This window comes from uncultured Dialister sp. (assembly GCA_900314595.1).
Classification (GTDB): domain Bacteria; phylum Bacillota; class Negativicutes; order Veillonellales; family Dialisteraceae; genus Dialister.
Genome location: OMVW01000009.1, coordinates 13698 through 31326 on the forward strand (window position 1 = coordinate 13698; position 17629 = coordinate 31326).

Sequence of the window (17629 nt, forward strand, 5' to 3'; positions counted from 1 at the left end):
AAATCCGTCTGTGCTATCCGTACAAAAATGGCGCCCTTATGATTTCCGGGCGCCACCTTAACGAACAACGAGCAGCGAAGAACGATACAGGCTAACTGACTCAATCCGCAGTATTTGACAATTGCCTCAGTCAGTCACCTCAAATACCGCCCGGCTTCCTTTTTCTGCCGGCATGACGCGGAGTCTGGCATCGATTCGTTCTTCCAGTTCCGGCACGTGAGAGATGATGCCCACGAGGCGTCCTGTATTCTGCAGATCGATCAAAGTATTCATGGCACTGTTCAGTGCTTCAGGGTCCAGGGTGCCGAATCCTTCATCGATGAACATGGTATCCAGTCTGACTCCTCCCTGACGGGCCTGGACTACGTCGGCAAGGCCTAAAGCCAGGGAAAGGGATGCAAGGAACGTCTCGCCGCCGGACAAGGTATTGGCGGGACGGGACCTTCCTGTATAGCTGTCGGAAACTTCCAGGGTCAGCCCGCCTTTGGCATCATTTGTGCCGTCTGCCATGCGGTGAAGGCTGTAACGGCGGTGGCTCATGTCCAGAAGGCGCAGGTTGGCGGCTCTTGCCACTTCGTCCAGGAGGGAGCCCAGCACATAGCGCTCCAGGGTGACCCTCGTCTTTTCTCCGCGGGTGAGGTTGTAAAGACCGGCGGCCAGGCCTGCTTCCTTCATCGTTTCCTCATGGAGTCCGCTGATTTCCTTCACCTTTATTTCTGCCTTCTGCAGGTCTTTCAGCCTGCTTTCGCCTTCGGAAATCATGCGCACAGCTCCCTTGATTTCCGCCTGAAGGGTATTGTCTTCCCGGCCCAAAGCTTCCATATCCGGCCTGGTTTCACCTGCCACCACCAGTTTTTCATCGGAAATCATTTTTTCCGCCGCTTTCTTTCTGGCCTGCCAGTTTTCAATTTCTGAGGAAATCTTCTTTTCTTCCCCGGCCCGTTTGTACCAGAGGCGGCTTTCGTCAATATTGGCAAAGCCGGCAGAAAGTGCTCTTTCCGTGAGTTTTCCTTCCCATTCCCTGTAATCTTTCGCCAGTTTCTCCCGCTGGGCTTCGTAGGTCTTGTATTCCGCATCGGCTGCGGAGAAAGCAGCCGCCGCCTTTTCTTTCTTTGCGGCCGTTTCTTTTGAATCTTTTTCCCAGTCCCGGATGAAATGGTTGATGCGGGCCACTTCGGTCTGGATAGCATCGGTTACCCGGTATTCCTCCGGTATGTCTTCCAGGGTCCTCATTTTCGTCTGCGCATTGCCAAGCTCTGTAATAGCGCTTACAAAAGCGCTGGCCTGGTACTGCTGGTGGAGGTAGTTTGCATTATCATAGTCCAGTGCTGCTTTCCTGGCCGCCTCCCCTGCCTTCTTCACCATTTCTTCCGTGGGAAGGTGTTTATCCCTTTTTGCCGGGGAGGGATGATGGATGGCTCCGCATACGGGGCAGGGCATGCCTTCTTTAAGGCCTCCTGCCAGGATGGCTGCCTGTCCGGAATAGTAAGCCTGCTCAAGGGCTTCATAGGCGGCGCGGGCTTTGTCTCTTTCCACCTGACAGTCTTTAGCGGACTTTTCCAGTTTTTTCAGCATATCATTGGCTTCGTTGAATTTGATGGTCAGCCGGTCCACTTCCCGCTTAGTCGCTCCATAAGCTTTGGCTTTCGGTTCCCAGGAAATAAGTTCCGCCATGCGCACCCGGGATTTTCCTATTTCATCCGCCTGCCGGTCAAGGACTTCCTGCCTGGCGGCAAGAGCGGTTTTTTCTTTTTCCGCTTTGACTCTCTCTTCAAGAGCCCTGTCCATTTTCTTCCGGACTTCTCCCCCGTCTACCCTGATTTTATCCAGATTTTCGAAATAGGCGGCCAGCTCTTTGGCGCTCCTGATGCGGGCAAGGTCTGTCTTTGCCTTTTCGATGGCCGGCTCTTCCCGAAGGCAGAGGGCAAGGTCTTCTTCTGCTTTTTCCAACGTCCTGAAATGGTTGTACAGGACTGCTGCTTTCTGGTAACGGGTGCGGAAACCGGCGTAGGCTTTTTCTGCCTGTTCTTTCTTCTCTTCCGTTTCCTTCACCAGTCTAACCATATCGGTGATTTTATTTCCCAGATCTTTTTCATCAGCTGCCCCCACCATGGAGAGGGTGGTCTGCAGCCTTGTCTCTTCATCTTTAAGTGTCAGCTGGAGGCCTTTCAGATGGCTGAAAAGTTCCATCTGGAAATCGGAGAACCGCTGGGTCTTGAAAAGCTGCTTCAGGATGGCTTCTCTTTCTTCCGGCTTGGCCACGAGGAGCTTCCGGAAATCGCCCTGGGGCAGGAGGATGACCTGGCAGAACTGGCTTGCATTGAGGCCGATGAGGCGGCTCGACGCTTCATCCACATTTTTTGTGACCGTATTGATTTCTTTTCCTTCTTCCAGTTCCGAAAGGGATGCTTTCATGGGGACTTTCCGCAGGCCTTCGCCCCGTTTTTTATTGAGCATCTGCTCGGGGCTCCGGCTGGCGCGGTAGGTTTTTCCGCCAATCATGAAATCAAAGATGACTTCCGTCGGCGTATCACCCCCTGCATAGTCGCTCCTCATGTGGCTGCCGGTCCGGTCCCCGCTGGTCCTTCCGTAGAGGGCATAGCACATGGCATCGAGGATGGTAGTCTTGCCTGCGCCCGTTGGTCCGCAGATGAGGAAAAGGTGGCGGCCGTCCAGTTTATCGAAATCAATCACCGTTTCTCCGGCATAGGGCCCGAAGGCACGCATAATGAGTTTCAAAGGTCTCATGGCTGTACCTCCTTTGCATACACTTTGTCCCAGATGGAAAGGGCCAGCTTTTCTTCTTCTTCGGTAAGCTCGGTTTCCCGGAAATGCTTCACAAAATTTTTCAGTATATCTTCATCGCTCATCTGCTCGAGATGGATATCCCGGCTTCCCTCGTCTTCCTTGTACCCCATATCCTGTTCCACGCCCAGACAGTTCGGGAATTTCGAACGGAGCTTCGGCATGGCATCGATGACCGGCGATTCATCGGTGAGGGTGATTTCCAGATAATCTTCCGATGGTTCCACTCCGTCCCCCATGAGGTCTATAAATTTCCCTTTCAGTTCCCGCACTTCATGAAGGGGCGTAAGGCGGCGGAAGGTGGTGGAAATATGGCCTTCCCCGTCCATATTTCCTACAATCACTCCTTTTTTCTGGTGCACTTCATTGAAGGAGTACCGCATGAGGCTTCCGCTGTACTGGATTTTTTCAGAAGCGGACTTCGTCTTCTGGGGTCCGTGCAGATGGCCGAGGGCCGTATAATCATAGGCCGCAAAGACTTCGTCCGGAATCTGGTCATAACCGCCGATGGAAAGGGGCCGTTCCGAATCGGACGTACTGCCTCCGGCCGCAAAGACGTGGGCCAGGGCAATCTTCCTCATCCTTTTGCCGCCGTCCGGCAGCTGAGAGAGGAGATAATCTGAAAGGACTTCCTCCGCTTTTTCGTAAGTCCTCACCTCTTCGGCTCCTTCCATGCCCAGATTGTTCAGCATCACCCGCACCCTGGCCGGTTCTGCAAAGGGCAGGGGCAGGAAGGCCGCTTCTCCGTATTCATCGGAAAGAATGACCGGTTTCGTCCTTTCGAGCGGCCCGAAAATATAAAGTCCCTGATGGGTCAGGAGGCGACTTGCCACGGCCAGGCGCTCTGCACTGTCATGGTTTCCGCTGATAATGATGAAGGGAATCTTCCTCTTCCCCACGATTTCTTCAGTCATCCGGTCAAAAAGCTCCACCGCTTCTTCCGGCGGATTGGACCGGTCGTATACATCGCCTGCCAGAAGGATGACGTCCGGTTTTTCTTCATCCAGAAGGGACAGGAACCGGTGCTCCAGAAGCCAGGCCTGGTCTTCTGTCATGGAATGTTCTTTGAGGAGTTTCCCCAGATGCCAGTCGGCAGTATGAATAAATTTCATAGATTTTCCTCTTTTCGCAGACTTTTCAGCAAAGCAATTTCTTTCGCATATCCGTCAAGTTCATTGGGCGTTTCCAGATAAAAGGGCAGGTCCCGGAGTTTCGGATGGTTGATGATCCTTGTAATGGCTTCGATGCCCAGGGAACCTTCCCCTATTTTTTCATGGCGGTCCTTGTGGCTGCCGAAAGGATTTTTATCATCATTCAGATGAATAGCGTGAAGTTTATCAAGGCCCACTGTTTCATCGAATTTTCCCAGCACCCCGTCCAGGTCATTCACTATATCGTACCCTCCATCGTAGACGTGACAGGTATCGAGGCATACCCCCATGCGGTCTTTCCGCTCCACTTTTTCGATGATGGCTGCCAGTTCTTCAAAAGTGCGGCCCACTTCCGTACCTTTGCCTGCCATCGTTTCCAGGCATACCACCTTTGGCAGTTCCTCCTGGTCCATGGCAGAATTCAGCATATCGCTGATCAGCTCCACTGCCACATCTACTCCCTGTTTCAGATGAGCGCCGGGGTGGAAATTGTACATGCACTTCGGCAGATGGGCCGCTTTGGCCAGATCTTCGCGGATGGCGGTCCTTGCAAATTCCCGGACCTTTTCCTTGGTCGATGCGCCGTTCATGGTATAGGCCCCGTGGCAGAGGATGGGTCCGAAATGATGGTCCTCCATCCAGGCCTTCAGACCTTCCACATCTTCCTCAACGAGAGGCTTCGATGCCCCGCCCCGCGGATTCCTCGGAAAAAACTGGAATGTATTTCCACCGAGCGCCGTGGCTTCCTTCCCCATGGCGAGGAAACCGTTCGTTACTGACAGATGACAGCCGATGATGAACATAGTGACTCCTTTATGGAAATAAAAATTAAAATAGATTCTCATGAAATTACGATTTCATTATAGCATGAGGAAGGACATATAGGGAAAAGACCGGCTGCACGAAAATCATCTCCCTTTCGGCCGATTATCCAAAATAAAAAAACAGTGGGAAATATTTCTCACTGTTTAAATGGCCCCATCCCGGAAAGCGGATCCGCAGGGCAGGGTGGAAGCGCCGGAAGGATAGCGGGCATGACGGACCATGAATTATGCTTTTTCCGCGCATTCCGCAGAATGAAAGGCAGGAGACTTTTCTCTGCTATTCTTATTTTCCCCCAGCTGCATGAGGATGAGGCTCACCGTGATGAGTCCGGCTCCTGCCATCTGAATGATGGTCATGGCTTCTCCCAGAATCAGCCAGGAGAAAAAGGCAGCCATCATGGGAGCGGCAGCGGCAAAGAATCCTGCCATTTCGGGAGATGCATACTTCTGGGCCACTGTCTGGAAAGTAAAGCCGAAGACGGAACAGAGAAGGATGAGTCCGGCAAGGGCAAGCCAGGTGGAAGATTCCGTGGGAACGGAAGGAATTTCGAAAAAGAAAGAGGAAACAAGTCCCAGCGCCCCCATGACCCCCATCTGGAGCAGACCCACGGAAATGGGTTCGGCCGATCTGGCGAAATGGCTCGTCAGCAGAATCCACAGGGCATAAAAGAAGGAACCGGAAAGGCAGATGAGTTCTCCCGGGGAAAGGGAAAGTTCGCCGCCTTTCAGCGTGAGGCAGGCAATGCCGCCAATCACGAGGATCACGGAAACAATCGTCTTCACTCCGGGGAATTTCCTCTTAAGGACTGCCCCGATGAGGATAACCCAGAGGACCGCCATATTTTCCAGAAAAGCGGCAGAAGAGGCGGGAATCATGGTGAGACTCACCAGTTCGCAGGCCATGCAGGTAAAAAGGGCCAGACCCGTGAGGAATCCGCCTTTGATTTCCTCCCGACCGATTTTGAGCAGCTTCCTGTGAAACAGGATACAGAGAATGAGGGAAGAAAGAAGGAACCGGATGCCCAGGAGCTCCAGGGGAGGAAGGGCATTGATGGAAATTTTGGAAAATGTATAAGAAGTGCTTCGCGCTGCAATGACGGAGAAGAGAAGGATTTCAGCCTGACGGGTATTCATGACGGGCTCCTTTCGGAAACATGGAATTTTCACTGTTTCCATGGTACTATAGAGTCAGTTGTGACGGAATAGCGACTATTTCATAATAGATATGATAAAAATTCAAAGGAGTCTTTATGGACACAGATAAATGCAGGATTCTTCTCACCACCCTGGAAAAGGGAAGCATGTCCAAAGCCGCCGATATCCTGGGGTATACGCCTTCAGGAATCCTCCGGGCCATACACAGTCTGGAAGAAGATACGGGATTTCCCCTCCTCCTCCGCACGGCAAGGGGTGTAACGATCACGAAAGAAGGAGCGCGGATCCTCCCGCAGCTGAAAGAAATGGTCCGGCAGGAACAGCTTATCCGGGACGTCAGTGCAGACATCCGGGGACTGGAAACAGGAGAGCTGACCATCGGCGCTTTTTTCAGCGTAACTGCCAACCTCATGCCTCCCGTCCTGTCCGATTTCCGCAGAAAATATCCCGGCATCCGGATTCATCTGGTTCAGGCAGGAAATAAAGAACTCCGCCATCTCCTGGCCGAAAAAGAGCTGGACTTGGCAATCATCAGCCGCCAGTCCTATGAAGGTCCATGGATTCCCCTTCTTCAGGACGAACTCATGGCATGGCTCCCCATGAATCATCCCCTGGCATCACTTCCCGCCTTCCCATTAAAGCAGCTGGAAAAAGAACCTTTCATCGATGAACTTCCGGGCGAAGAAACGGACATCTGGCATCTTTCTCAAAAAGAGCACCTTCACCTGAACGTCATCTTCACTTCCATCGACAACTATACCGCCTATAAAATGGTGGAAGCAGGCCTTGGCATTTCCCTCAACAACCGCCTCATGTCCGCCTCCTGGCAGGGAAAAGTCAAAGTCCTTCCCCTGGACCCGCCCCAGTATATCGAACTGGGCATGGCCGTGCCGGAAGTACTTTCCCCGGCGCTGGAAAAATTTATAGAATATATGAAAAAGGCGGTGTAGCTTCTAGTTTTTAGTGGTTAGTTGATTGACATCAGATAACTACGCACTAAGCACTAAAAACTAAGCACTCAGACCAATTTTTAATATTTAGCTGGTAGAACACCCTCACTTTCCTCAAAAATTCCAATCAAAAAGCAGCCGTGAACTTTCTCACGACTGCTTTTCATTTGAAATAATGTCCCTTCCCATCCCGCGAGGCCGGAAACCCGCGGGCAAAGCGCAATATATGATTGGTTTTCCGAAGGAAAACCACACCTTCCCGCATCCCGCGCCCCGAAATCTCGGGACTGCCTCGAATGGGGCGTGCCGAAAATGAGGTCAAAACCCGGATACCGGAGCTGCCTCAGGTCAAAGGATCTGAGAAATGCCTGAATTTACTTCACCACCAGCACCGGGCAGGATACATGATGAATGGTATAGTAGCTGACACTGCCGGTGAGCATGGAGTTCCAGGCTCCCTTGCCGCTGGTTCCCATGACGATGAGATCGGTCTCATCGTCTTCGGCCGTAATGGCGATCATTACTTCCGGTACTCCCATGAGCACATCGGTCTTTACTTTTGCTCCCGCCGGAAGGTCCCGGGTAAGACCGGCCAGGACCGCGGATCCCTTCAATTTCAAAGGACTTGCATCATCGGGTTCTTTCGTCATATGGATGGTATAATCGGCTGAAGTGATGCCCGCAATAGGCGCCACATAGAGGAGGTGGATTTGTGCCTCAAAAAGTTTCGAAAGGTCCAGGGCATAGCGGAAAGCCCGGGCTGAAGCTTTTGAGTCGTCCACAGGAACGAGGATTTTTTTGATTTCCTTTGTTTTCATACAGATTCCTTCCGCTTATTTCACAATAAGTACGGGGCATTCCGAATGGTGGACCACATAGTGGCTGACGCTCCCCATGACGAAGGAGGAAATCGACCCTTTGCCGCTGTTTCCCATAACGATGAGATCTTTATCCTCTGCTTCCCTCACGATGGAAGTGCCTGGCACGCCGAAGACCACTTTCTTTTCCGTTTCCACCTCCTTCGGCGCATCCTGCAGATACACGTCCAGGATTGCCTCGCCTTTTTTAATGAACGGATCCTCCGGATGTTTCGGAAGTTCCTTGTAGGCAGGCATGAGGGCCTCCGGGTCCATCACATAGAGCATGGTAATCTTTGCTTCTGTTTTTTCTGCCAGGAAGCAGGCTTCCTGAAAAGCCCGTTCCGAAGGATCGGAACCATCGATAGGAACAAGAATTTTTTTGATTTCCATAGTGAGACCTCCTTTATGAAACAAACGGCCCGAAGCAAAGAGTCTTCATGCAGCCCTTTCCCGCAATCCGGGCCGGTCACTGATGGACAATATTTCCTGAAACTATTTGACGATAAGCACAGGGCAGGAGGAATGATGGACTACATAATGGCTGACGCTCCCCATGACAAAGGAGGAAACAGAACCTTTGCCGCTGTTTCCCATGACGATGAGGTCTGCTTTTCCCGCCTCTGCCTCCCGGACGATGGATGCGCCGGGCATGCCGACTTCCACTTTCCTTTCGACTTTCGTCCCCTCCGGCACATCACGGCCAAAGAGCGCAAGGATTTCTTCTCCCTTCTTCTTCACCGAATCCACATCCGACTCAGACAGGTTCACCCGGTATACGGGGAACAAGAGCACATCTGCCTCCACCACGTAGAGCATGGTGACCACGGCTCCTCCCTTTTCCGCCAGAGAGCAGGCATAGCCCAAAGCGCGCTCAGATGCATCGGAACCATCGATAGGGACAAGAATCTTTTTGATTTCCATGGTAAAACCTCCTTTTAAAAAAATTTTCTTTCTTCATTTCTATTATATAACATTAAAATCCTATTGAGAAATAAGCCTTTTGAATAGGAAATGGAAAGAAAAGTTATTAGTGGTTAGTGGTTAGTGGTTAGTGGTTAGTGCTTAGTTTTTAGTTTTTAGCCAGGCTGCTCTCACCCCGTCCCGGCACTTTTTTCACACAGGCTTTGCAGAAGGAACACTGTCAGATGACTCTGCCTGTCAGCAATCCCCAGAAAAATTCTGGGGCCCGTCAGGGCCGCCACCTCCCCGCAATCCGCAATCCGAAATCCCCAATCCGGTTTCTGCCAATCAAAAAGCCCGATGATTTGCACAATCGGGCTTTTCGCTGCCATTTTCCTTATTTCACAATGACTACCGGGCAGTTGGCATGCTGCAGGGTATAATGGCTGACACTGCCGATGACGAAGGAGGAAATAGCGCCTTTGCCGCTGTTGCCCATGACGACCATGTCCACTTTTTCTTCATCTGCAATGCGGACGAGATCGTTGGTGGGAAGACCGATTTCCACCTTTTTCTCGATATCTACGCCTTCCGGAGCTTTTTCAGCCAGCGCATCGACTACGGCCCGGCCTTTTTTCGTTACATATTCGATATCTTCCGGCTTTACTTCTACCCGGAAGCCCGGAATGATGACGATGTTCAGCAGAACGAGCTTTGCACCCATCCCCTTTGCCATGGTGCAGGCACAGTCAAAAGCGCGGGCTGAAGGTTTCGAACCGTCTACAGGGACAAGAATCTTTTTGATCTCCATAATAAGACCTCCTTAAAAAATATTCCCCATTTATAAATATGTTTAATTTATTTTTAATTATATAACAAATGATTTCTCTCTGCCTGAAAAATTTACCGCAGCGGATCGGGGCCGTATTTATTCGGCCCTTCCGTTCCCTTTACAAAGAGCAGGTACATACCGTATACGAAGTAGGCCACGGCCACGATGAAGGCCAGAGCCCGGCTGTCAATCGTCTGCAGCACGAAGGAAAGGGGCAGGTTCAGAAGATACAGGCAGCCGAAGAGGGTGCTCTTCCCCAGATCATGAGCCCTCCGGATAGAAAGGGAAAGGGCAGCCACATAGAAGGGCAGCTGGAATACAAAGAACATCAGCAGCCCCACAAGGAATAACGCTCCCTGCCCGGAAGCGAAAGCGGCAAGGAAAGTCCCTGCAAGGCCAAGCATAATGACTGCATATAAGACAAAAAAGAATACGCAGAGGAGGATGCCCCAAATGAAATACCTCCAGCGGTTCAAACGGCCCACGAAATTGAAAAACCGTCCGCGGAAGGAAGTATCCGAAAAGCCGTCGGAATTTGCCGGGCTCCAGCGCTCAAGGATATGGTCCAGCTTGTCCGACAGACTTTCTTCTCCATAGGTCCTCGTATAGTCATAGCGGGAAGAATCATCCCGGTAGGCATTATTTTCAAAAGAAGGCTCTTCCCTTGAAATATCCGGTTTCTTTTCTTCCATTTCAAAAGGAACGGGCGCAGGAGTCTCTCCGAAAATCGTCTTTCCGGAAGAATCCCTGCTTTCCGCTTCCTCTTTCTCTTCTGATGCCGGAGTCTCCGACTTTTCTCCGGGTGCCTCTGCTTCTCTGATTTCTTCCGTCAGCGAAGCGCCGCATTGAGGACAGAAACGGTCGCCCTCTTCATAAGGAGCGCCGCACTTCGGGCAGGCCCTGTCCTTTTTAATGGCTTCCCAGTCCAGGGGCTTCCCGCACCGGGCGCAGAACTTTTCACCTTCCTCAATCCTTTCCCCACAGAAAGGACAATGAAATTCCCTCTGATCCATACGGTTCTCCTTCCTCATGGAAAGAATGAATTTCCAATCGTTCCAAACTTCTCTACTAAAATTATATCATTTCTTTTTTAGATTCCCCATAAATATAACGGGCCGCAATTAAAAAAATACTTTATAATCAGATACAGAAAAACAGTGACGCCCGGTCCGCATCATACTTCCTCTGCCGGGAAAATATAAAAGGCAATCCATAAATGGAAGGTTGACTCAGAGTCTATAAAGCACTATAATTGTCATGTTATGCCTGAAAAATAAAATCCGGTACCCTGAAATATACGATAATGAAAGGACTTTCAAATGATTGAAGAAATTTACAAGAGAAGAAGTATCCGCCATTTCCTCCAGAAACCCATCCCTGCCGAAGACCTGGAAGAAATACTGAAAGCCGGCTGCTGGGCGCCCTCCGAAAAAAACCAGCAGCCCTGGAAATTCATCGTCGTCCGCGGTGATGAAAGAAAAGCCATGATCAAAAAGCTGAAGGAAGGCATTCAGAAAAACAGGGAAGGCGCGGAAAACGCTATGTTCGGCAAAGACTATGCGAAATTCATTCCTTCCGCCATCTACACCGCAAGAGTGCTGGAACAGGCGCCGGTCATCGTATTCGTCCTCAATACGAAAGGGATTTCCTACAGGAAAAATCTCTCCATTCCGGAACACATGATGGAAATCTCCGACATCCAGTCCGTAGCAGCAGCCATCCAGAACATGTGCCTCGAAGCCACAGCCAGACATATCGGAAGCCTGTGGACCTGCAACGTATTCTTCGCCTATGACGAACTCAAAGAATGGCTCGGCGTTGAAGGGGAAATGGCGGCAGCCATCGCCTTCGGCTATACGGATAAGGAAATCCGCCCCATGCCCAGAAAACCGCTGGAAGAAGTGGTGGAATACCGGGGAGACTATCCGGATAACTGGATTGAAAAATAAGACTCGTCGTTCTTCGTTGATCGTTGTTCGTTCTTCGTGATTCGTGATTCGTGGTCCGTGGTCCGTGAAGGTGGGCGCCTTGAAATTGTAAAGGCGCTTCTTTTTATTTGGAAATACTTCACGGAAAGCGAACCGAGGGGAATAGCCCCATGCCTTTCCCTTGAGGGAAAGGTGCCAGCGAAGCTGACGGATAGGGTGTGCCCAAGGTACTTGCAGAAATGGCTTAAATCCCATCAAGCGTTGCATCTGAGTGTCGTGTCAGGGATAATAGCTATGCGGAGAATGCAGAATCTCTCTCCGTAAACCGTTAAGATTGGTCTCAGGCCGTGCGCGAAGCGTACTATAAAAGATTGGTTTCCGCAGGAAACCATATCCTTAACGAACAACGAAGAACGAGTAACGAAGAACGAACTGCACTATGTTTATCATCATTTTTCCCCGGATTTCCACTCACAAACCATCTATGACCAAAATGCACACCTCACAGATAGAAACATCCGTATTTAATATTTGATTCAAAAATATTTCCTGCTATACTAAAAGTAGAGATAAAGGGATTTATCTCCACCACATTGTCAGGGGAATCCTTATCGTGGTCTGCATATAAACCCCATTCATATGTCGTATCCATCCTCAATCGTTGTTTATTCATAGTCAGATGAATTACCGCAATACTTGAGAACTCCAACGATCACGATAAGGCTTCTGAATCCCCTCCTTCCCCTGACATTCATGGGAACCCGCTTTTCCCGGGTTCCAAAAGGCCTCCCCTGCCCGCAGGGGGAGGCCTTTTTAATATCTCAAACTGTTAAAATGAAGAGTTGGCTTTCTTTGTAATGACTTTTGTTTCGGGGTGGCCGGGGCGTTCGGGGTGATCGGGGTAATCGGGAAGGTGCACCACTGATGCGGCGCGATGATATATGGGGAATTTGCACAGGCGAGGGAATGGATATAAAGTCAAAAAGCAGGAATCTCTGAAATTTCAAAGATACCTGCTTTTTGTTGTCTCTATTAAATTTTATTTCTTAATGGGCCGCCTTTTTCTGTTGCGGCCCACCACAACGAACAACGAACAACGAAACTGACTGATGAATCAGCACATCATATGCTGAAATGCATCAACCAAGAAATCCCCTCGTGTTCTGTGCTTCCACGACTCTTTGGAGGGCCAGCATGTAAGCTGCGAGACGATAGGTGACGTGATATTTTTCTTTCAGCGCATATACGTCTTCATAGGCCTGGCGCATCTTTTTCTGGAGTCTTTCGTTATATTCTTCTTCCGTCCAGTAGTAACCGGTGCGGTTCTGTACCCATTCGAAATAGGAGCCAACTACGCCCCCTACGTTGCTCATGACATCCGGCAGGACTTCGATGCCTTTTTCTTCGAAATAAGCATCTGCTTCTTCGGTGGTCGGCCCGTTTGCTCCTTCCAGGATGAGCGGTGCCTGTACTTTCTTCATGGTCTTTTCGTTCAGCTGGTTTTCCATGGCTGCCACGAAAATGACATCTGCCTTCTGGGCAAAGAGTTCAGAATCCGGAATCATTTCTGCCCCTTCTTCGGTGTAACCTTTGAGGGAACGACCGTGGCTGTTTGCATATTCGTACATGGCTTCGATATCAAGGCCTGCTTCTTTGTGCCAGGTTCCATTGATATCTCCGATGGTGGTAATTTTTACCCCTTTCTGGTGCATGAGGAGGGAACCGACAGAGCCTACGTTGCCGAAGCCCTGGACGATCATGGTCAGATCTTTCATTTTTTTATGGCTCTTTTCGCACCAGGTTTCCAGGGTGAACATGAGACCACGGCCGGTGGCTTCATTTCTGCCGAGAGATCCGCCGGTGGAAAGAGGTTTGCCGGTCACTACGCCCGGCTGCCAGCTGCCGGAAAGGGCTGCATATTCATCAGCAATCCATGCCATGATCTGGCCGTTCGTATTGACATCCGGTGCCGGTACATCCTTGTCCGGTCCGATGATTGGATAAATTTTACGCACATAACCGCGGGTGAGTCTTTCCAGTTCTCTCTGGGACAGTTTGTGCGGATCCACGCGGATGCCCCCTTTAGCCCCGCCGTAGGGAATATTTCCAATGGCATTTTTAATCGTCATCCATGCAGCCAGTGCTTTGACTTCATTTTCATCGCTCTGCGGATGGAAACGGATGCCGCCCTTGGCTGCGCCGCGGGCTGTGGAATGCTGCACGCGGTAACCGGAGAAGACTTCCACATGACCATCATCCATACGGACAGGAATGCTCACAGTGAGTTCCCTTTCCGGATAACGGACGAATTCATAGTCCTCTTTCTTATAACCCAGTACTGCTGCTGCTTTATCCAGCACGTCAAGCATGTTTTTGTAAGGATTGTAATCTGCCATTTCTACGCCTCCTGAATAAAATTCAGGTCTTCAGCCCACTTTTATCTTCGTTTTTCTATTGTGAGCCCAGACCTCACAAAGAATACTATAACACTTTTTAAGTTTTTTGAGAAGGTGAAGTCATTGTACTATGACTATATTATATAGCTGGCACAGAGACCCTCTTAAATTTGGAATAGCAGTACTCTTAAATGAACCTGCCGATAGTTACTTGAAGTTTTTGAGGCTTTTCGACGCGAACCATCTTCGCAATGGAGGATTTTTGCATGAAGGTAAGAACTTGAAACTTTTGAGGCGTTTTAATCTGAACCATCAGGGTAATGCGGGATTACCCGCCTGCAGAAAATCCCAATCAAAAATGCGCCGCACAAGCGGCGCACCTTCACGAACCACGAATCACGAATCACGAAATCTCGAAACAGCCAATACCGGGGCGTGCCGCGGTGAGACTAACTCACGAAAACCGCAGTTGTCTCAGGTCAGTTTATCTGATAATTGACTCCCTTAAAATTGCCTGCGCAAAATCCCCATAAAAAAAGGTGCCGCATCAGCGGCACACCTTCACGAACCCCGAACCCCGCGCCCCGAAATCTCGATAAAGACTCTTCCGGGGCATGCCGTGGTGAGGCTAAGACCCGAATACCGTAACTGCCTCAGGTCGCAGTAAACGACAAATGACTCATACAAGTCCCCTGATGATAATCACTGCAATGAGCACCGGGAGCACATATTTGAAATAAGCGGAGAGGTATTTCGGAATCTTCATGCCTTTTCCCGTATTGGTTTCTTCCAGATACTTGTCGAAACCCCAGCCATACTTTGTGGTGCAGAAGAGGCAGAAGATGAGGGAACCGATCGGAAGGACCAGGTTGGAGACGATGAAATCTTCACTATCCAGGACTCCTCTTGCTCCAAGGATATGGACGTCACCCCAGAGGTTGAAGCCAAGCACGCAGGGAATGGACCCGAAGAAGACGAGAGGAAGCAGGATGAGGACTGTCTTTTTGCGGGACCAGTTGAAATCATCCATGCAGTTTCCGATGAGCGCTTCAAAGACAGCAGTGACTGTGGAGAAGGAAGCAAAGGTCATGAAGACGAAGAAGAGGGATCCCCAGAGCTGGCCCATGGGCATATTGATGAAAATATTCGGAAGTGTCACAAAAATGAGGGACGGACCTTCAGAAGGTGCTACGCCATAGGCAAAGCAGGCCGGAAATATGATCATGCCTGCCAGAAGGGCCACAAAGGTATCCAGTGCCGTAATGCGTACCGCTTCTCCGCCCAGGGTATGGTCTTTCCCCATGTAGGAGGCAAATATTTCCATAGAGCCCTGTCCGACGGAAAGTGTAAAGAAGGCCTGGTTCATGGCTGCAGCCGCCACATTGGAAAGGCCTGCGTCCACTGCCCTGTTCCAGTCCGGGAGAAGGTAAAATTCAAGGCCTTTCTCACCGCCTGGAAGGGTCATGCTGTTCACTGCCAGTACCACGATCAGAAGCAGTAGGCCCAGCATCATGACTTTCGTCACTCTTTCAAGGCTCTTCGCCACGCCTCCCGCACATACGCCAAAGCCCACAAGTACGTTAAGTCCCATGAAAAGGGTCAGTTCCAGCGGATTGGAAACCATATTTCCAAAAACCTTTGAAACCGCATCGGGCGAAAGGCCGTTGAAGGAACCGTTGATGAACCGCCAGAAATAGTCCACCATCCAGCCGGAAATGGTCGTGTAATAGACCATGAGGATGAAACTGCCTATGAGGCAGACCCATCCGTGAATATGCCACTTCGTACCGGAAGGTTCCAGCGCCTGAAAACCGCGGAGTACGCTTTTATGCGAAGCGCGGCCCACCGCCAGTTCCATGGTCACCACGGGAATGCCCATAAGGAGCAGGAAGGCCAGGTAAAATAAAACAAAAACCGCGCCGCCATACTCACCGGTGATATAGGGGAATTTCCACACATTCCCGATGCCGATGGCACAGCCTGCGCTGACAAGGATAAATCCCAGACGGGATCTGAAACTTTCTCTTTCTTCCATTCTTCAATCCTCCGGATAAATAAAAGAAGCAGGAGACACCCGCGCCTGCTTCCGCGCTCTTTTTTGTGCTTCCCATTTTCGCGCAAAAGGATGCCCTTCTGTTTCAAAGGACATAGAGCTTTAATTATTATACAACGTTCTAATTAAGAAATAAAGTGGAAACAAATTGATCCGTTTGAACAATCATTCTGCCAGTCTGTTTCGTTGTTCGTTATTCGTTATTCGTTGTTCGCCCGGGATATGGAACTGTGCAAGCCAATCATTTACAGCGTTTCTTCGTGTCCCGGCCCATGAGTGTATTAGAAAAAATCCAATAAAAAAATGCGGCGCTTTTTATTTTTGCGCCGCACCTTCACGAACAACGAAAAACGATCAACGAAGAACGAAAATCGCAATTGAATCAAGTCAGATTCATTGAAAATGTCGCAAACCTCACATCAATCCCCTGATGAGGATGACCAGAATGAGAAGCGGCAGAATGAACTGGAAATAGGGTTTGATCCATAGAGGCATTTTAAGTCCGCTGCCTTTATTGACTTCGGCTGCGTATCTGTCAAAGCCCCAGCCGTACTTTGTCACGCAGAATAGGAGGTAAACGAGGGATCCCCCCGGAAGAAGGATGTTGGATACCAGGAAATCTTCGCTGTCCAGTACGTCCCTTGCCCCAATGAAGTGCATACCGGAGAGCACATTGTAGCCCAGTACGCAGGGAATGGAAAAGAAAAATACGATGGCGAGGTTGATAATGACCGATTTCCTGCGGGTCCAGCCCAGATTGTCCATAGCGCAGGCGATGAGGTTTTCAAAGACTGCGGTCACTGTGGAGAAGGAAGCAAAGGTCATAAAGATGAAGAAGAGGGTGCCCCAGATGCGGCCGCCGGTCATGTCCACGAAAATTTTCGGAAGGGTAATGAAAATGAGGGACGGTCCCTGATCCGGGTGAACGTTGTAGGCAAAGCAGGCCGGGAAGATGATGAGTCCCGAAAGAAGGGCCACGAACGTATCGAGGGCCGTAATGCGTACGGCTTCTCCGGTGAGGGTGAAATCATCAGCCATATAGGAGCCGAATATTTCCAGTGCCGCAATGCCGAGAGACAAAGTGAAAAATGCCTGGTTCATGGCTGCGGAAGCCACATTGCCAAGACCGGCCTCTACCGCACGGTTCCAGTCAGGCAGGAGGTAGAATTCAAGGCCCGGACCGCCGCCTTCCAGGAATACGCTGTGTACGGCAAGGACCACGATGAGGAGGAGAAGGCAGCTCATCATCCATTTCGTAATCCGTTCTACTCCGTTATGAAGCCCAAGGCCGCAGACGGCAAAGCCCACAAAGACGGTAATGGCCATGAAAATACCCATTTCCCAGGGACTGCCCAGCATGGCTCCGAATACTTTTGGAATGGCTTCCTGGGAAATTCCGGAAAACGTGCCGGTCAGGAATTTCCAGAAATAAGCCAGCATCCAGCCGGAAACAGTCGTATAGTACATCATGAGAAGGTAGCAGCCCAGGATGCAGAACCACCCGTGGATGTGCCACTTCGAACCGGCCGGCTCCAGCGCTTTATAGCCGAGCACTGCGGATTTCCTGGATGCGCGGCCCACCGCCAGCTCCATGGTCATGACCGGTATGCCCATAAGGAGAAGAAAAGCCAGATAAAAGAGAACGAACACGGCTCCTCCGTATTCGCCGGTAATGTAAGGAAATTTCCATACATTCCCGATACCGATGGCGCAGCCTGCGCTCACCAGCAGAAATCCCAGACGGGACTTGAAACTGTCACGATTGTCCATATAAC

General features: G+C 50.4%; 14 protein-coding genes. 2 read left to right on the top strand and 12 right to left on the bottom strand.

What is annotated here, in order from left to right:
• Positions 1-126 precede the first annotated feature (126 nt).
• From QZN42_RS04505 to QZN42_RS04520, 4 genes are all read right to left on the bottom strand, one after another.
• Positions 127-2748, bottom strand: coding sequence for an SMC family ATPase (locus QZN42_RS04505; protein ID WP_296954667.1), 2622 nt, complete (start codon positions 2746-2748; stop codon positions 127-129).
• The gene (locus QZN42_RS04510; RefSeq protein ID WP_296954668.1) at positions 2745-3917 is read right to left on the bottom strand and encodes an exonuclease SbcCD subunit D; all 1173 of its coding nucleotides are present in this window, start codon (positions 3915-3917) and stop codon (positions 2745-2747) included. Before QZN42_RS04510 ends, QZN42_RS04505 begins: the two co-directional genes overlap by 4 nt.
• A complete protein-coding gene (locus QZN42_RS04515) occupies positions 3914-4759 on the bottom strand; it encodes a deoxyribonuclease IV (protein ID WP_296954670.1) in 846 nt (281 codons plus the stop codon). The genes QZN42_RS04510 and QZN42_RS04515 overlap by 4 nt, the downstream gene beginning before the upstream one ends.
• A gap of 246 nt (positions 4760-5005) precedes the next feature.
• Positions 5006-5914, bottom strand: coding sequence for a DMT family transporter (locus QZN42_RS04520; RefSeq protein WP_296954672.1), 909 nt, complete (start codon positions 5912-5914; stop codon positions 5006-5008).
• Positions 5915-6030: 116 nt separating this feature from the next.
• Here QZN42_RS04520 and QZN42_RS04525 point away from each other — a divergent pair, with 116 nt between their 5' ends.
• Complete coding sequence (locus QZN42_RS04525) at positions 6031-6885, top strand: LysR family transcriptional regulator (RefSeq protein ID WP_296954673.1); 855 nt, start codon at positions 6031-6033, stop codon at positions 6883-6885.
• A gap of 374 nt (positions 6886-7259) precedes the next feature.
• Here QZN42_RS04525 and QZN42_RS04530 read toward each other — a convergent pair whose 3' ends face one another.
• From QZN42_RS04530 to QZN42_RS04550, 5 genes are all read right to left on the bottom strand, one after another.
• Entirely contained in the window at positions 7260-7703 is a 444-nt protein-coding gene (locus QZN42_RS04530; RefSeq protein WP_296954674.1) for a universal stress protein, read from the bottom strand.
• Between the two features lie 15 nt (positions 7704-7718).
• Complete coding sequence (locus tag QZN42_RS04535; protein ID WP_296954676.1) at positions 7719-8135, bottom strand: universal stress protein; 417 nt, start codon at positions 8133-8135, stop codon at positions 7719-7721.
• A 102-nt stretch (positions 8136-8237) separates the two neighbouring features.
• Complete coding sequence (locus QZN42_RS04540; protein ID WP_296954678.1) at positions 8238-8666, bottom strand: universal stress protein; 429 nt, start codon at positions 8664-8666, stop codon at positions 8238-8240.
• 376 nt (positions 8667-9042) lie between these two features.
• Positions 9043-9456, bottom strand: coding sequence for a universal stress protein (locus tag QZN42_RS04545; RefSeq protein WP_296954679.1), 414 nt, complete (start codon positions 9454-9456; stop codon positions 9043-9045).
• Positions 9457-9548: 92 nt separating this feature from the next.
• On the bottom strand, positions 9549-10490 hold the full coding sequence (locus tag QZN42_RS04550) for a zinc-ribbon domain-containing protein (RefSeq protein WP_296954681.1): 942 nt from the start codon (positions 10488-10490) through the stop codon (positions 9549-9551).
• A 306-nt stretch (positions 10491-10796) separates the two neighbouring features.
• Here QZN42_RS04550 and QZN42_RS04555 point away from each other — a divergent pair, with 306 nt between their 5' ends.
• Positions 10797-11426: a nitroreductase family protein gene (locus tag QZN42_RS04555; RefSeq protein ID WP_296954683.1), complete on the top strand. Its 630-nt coding sequence runs from the start codon at positions 10797-10799 to the stop codon at positions 11424-11426.
• Between the two features lie 1118 nt (positions 11427-12544).
• On the opposite strand, the gene QZN42_RS04560 is transcribed toward QZN42_RS04555, so the two are convergent.
• The 3 genes from QZN42_RS04560 to QZN42_RS04570 all read right to left on the bottom strand — a co-directional run bounded on the left by QZN42_RS04560 (position 12545) and on the right by QZN42_RS04570 (position 17624).
• A complete protein-coding gene (locus tag QZN42_RS04560; protein WP_296954685.1) occupies positions 12545-13801 on the bottom strand; it encodes a Glu/Leu/Phe/Val dehydrogenase in 1257 nt (418 codons plus the stop codon).
• Positions 13802-14480: 679 nt separating this feature from the next.
• Complete coding sequence (locus QZN42_RS04565; RefSeq protein ID WP_296954686.1) at positions 14481-15836, bottom strand: sodium-dependent transporter; 1356 nt, start codon at positions 15834-15836, stop codon at positions 14481-14483.
• Positions 15837-16268: 432 nt separating this feature from the next.
• Positions 16269-17624: a sodium-dependent transporter gene (locus QZN42_RS04570; protein WP_296954689.1), complete on the bottom strand. Its 1356-nt coding sequence runs from the start codon at positions 17622-17624 to the stop codon at positions 16269-16271.
• Positions 17625-17629 lie beyond the last annotated feature (5 nt).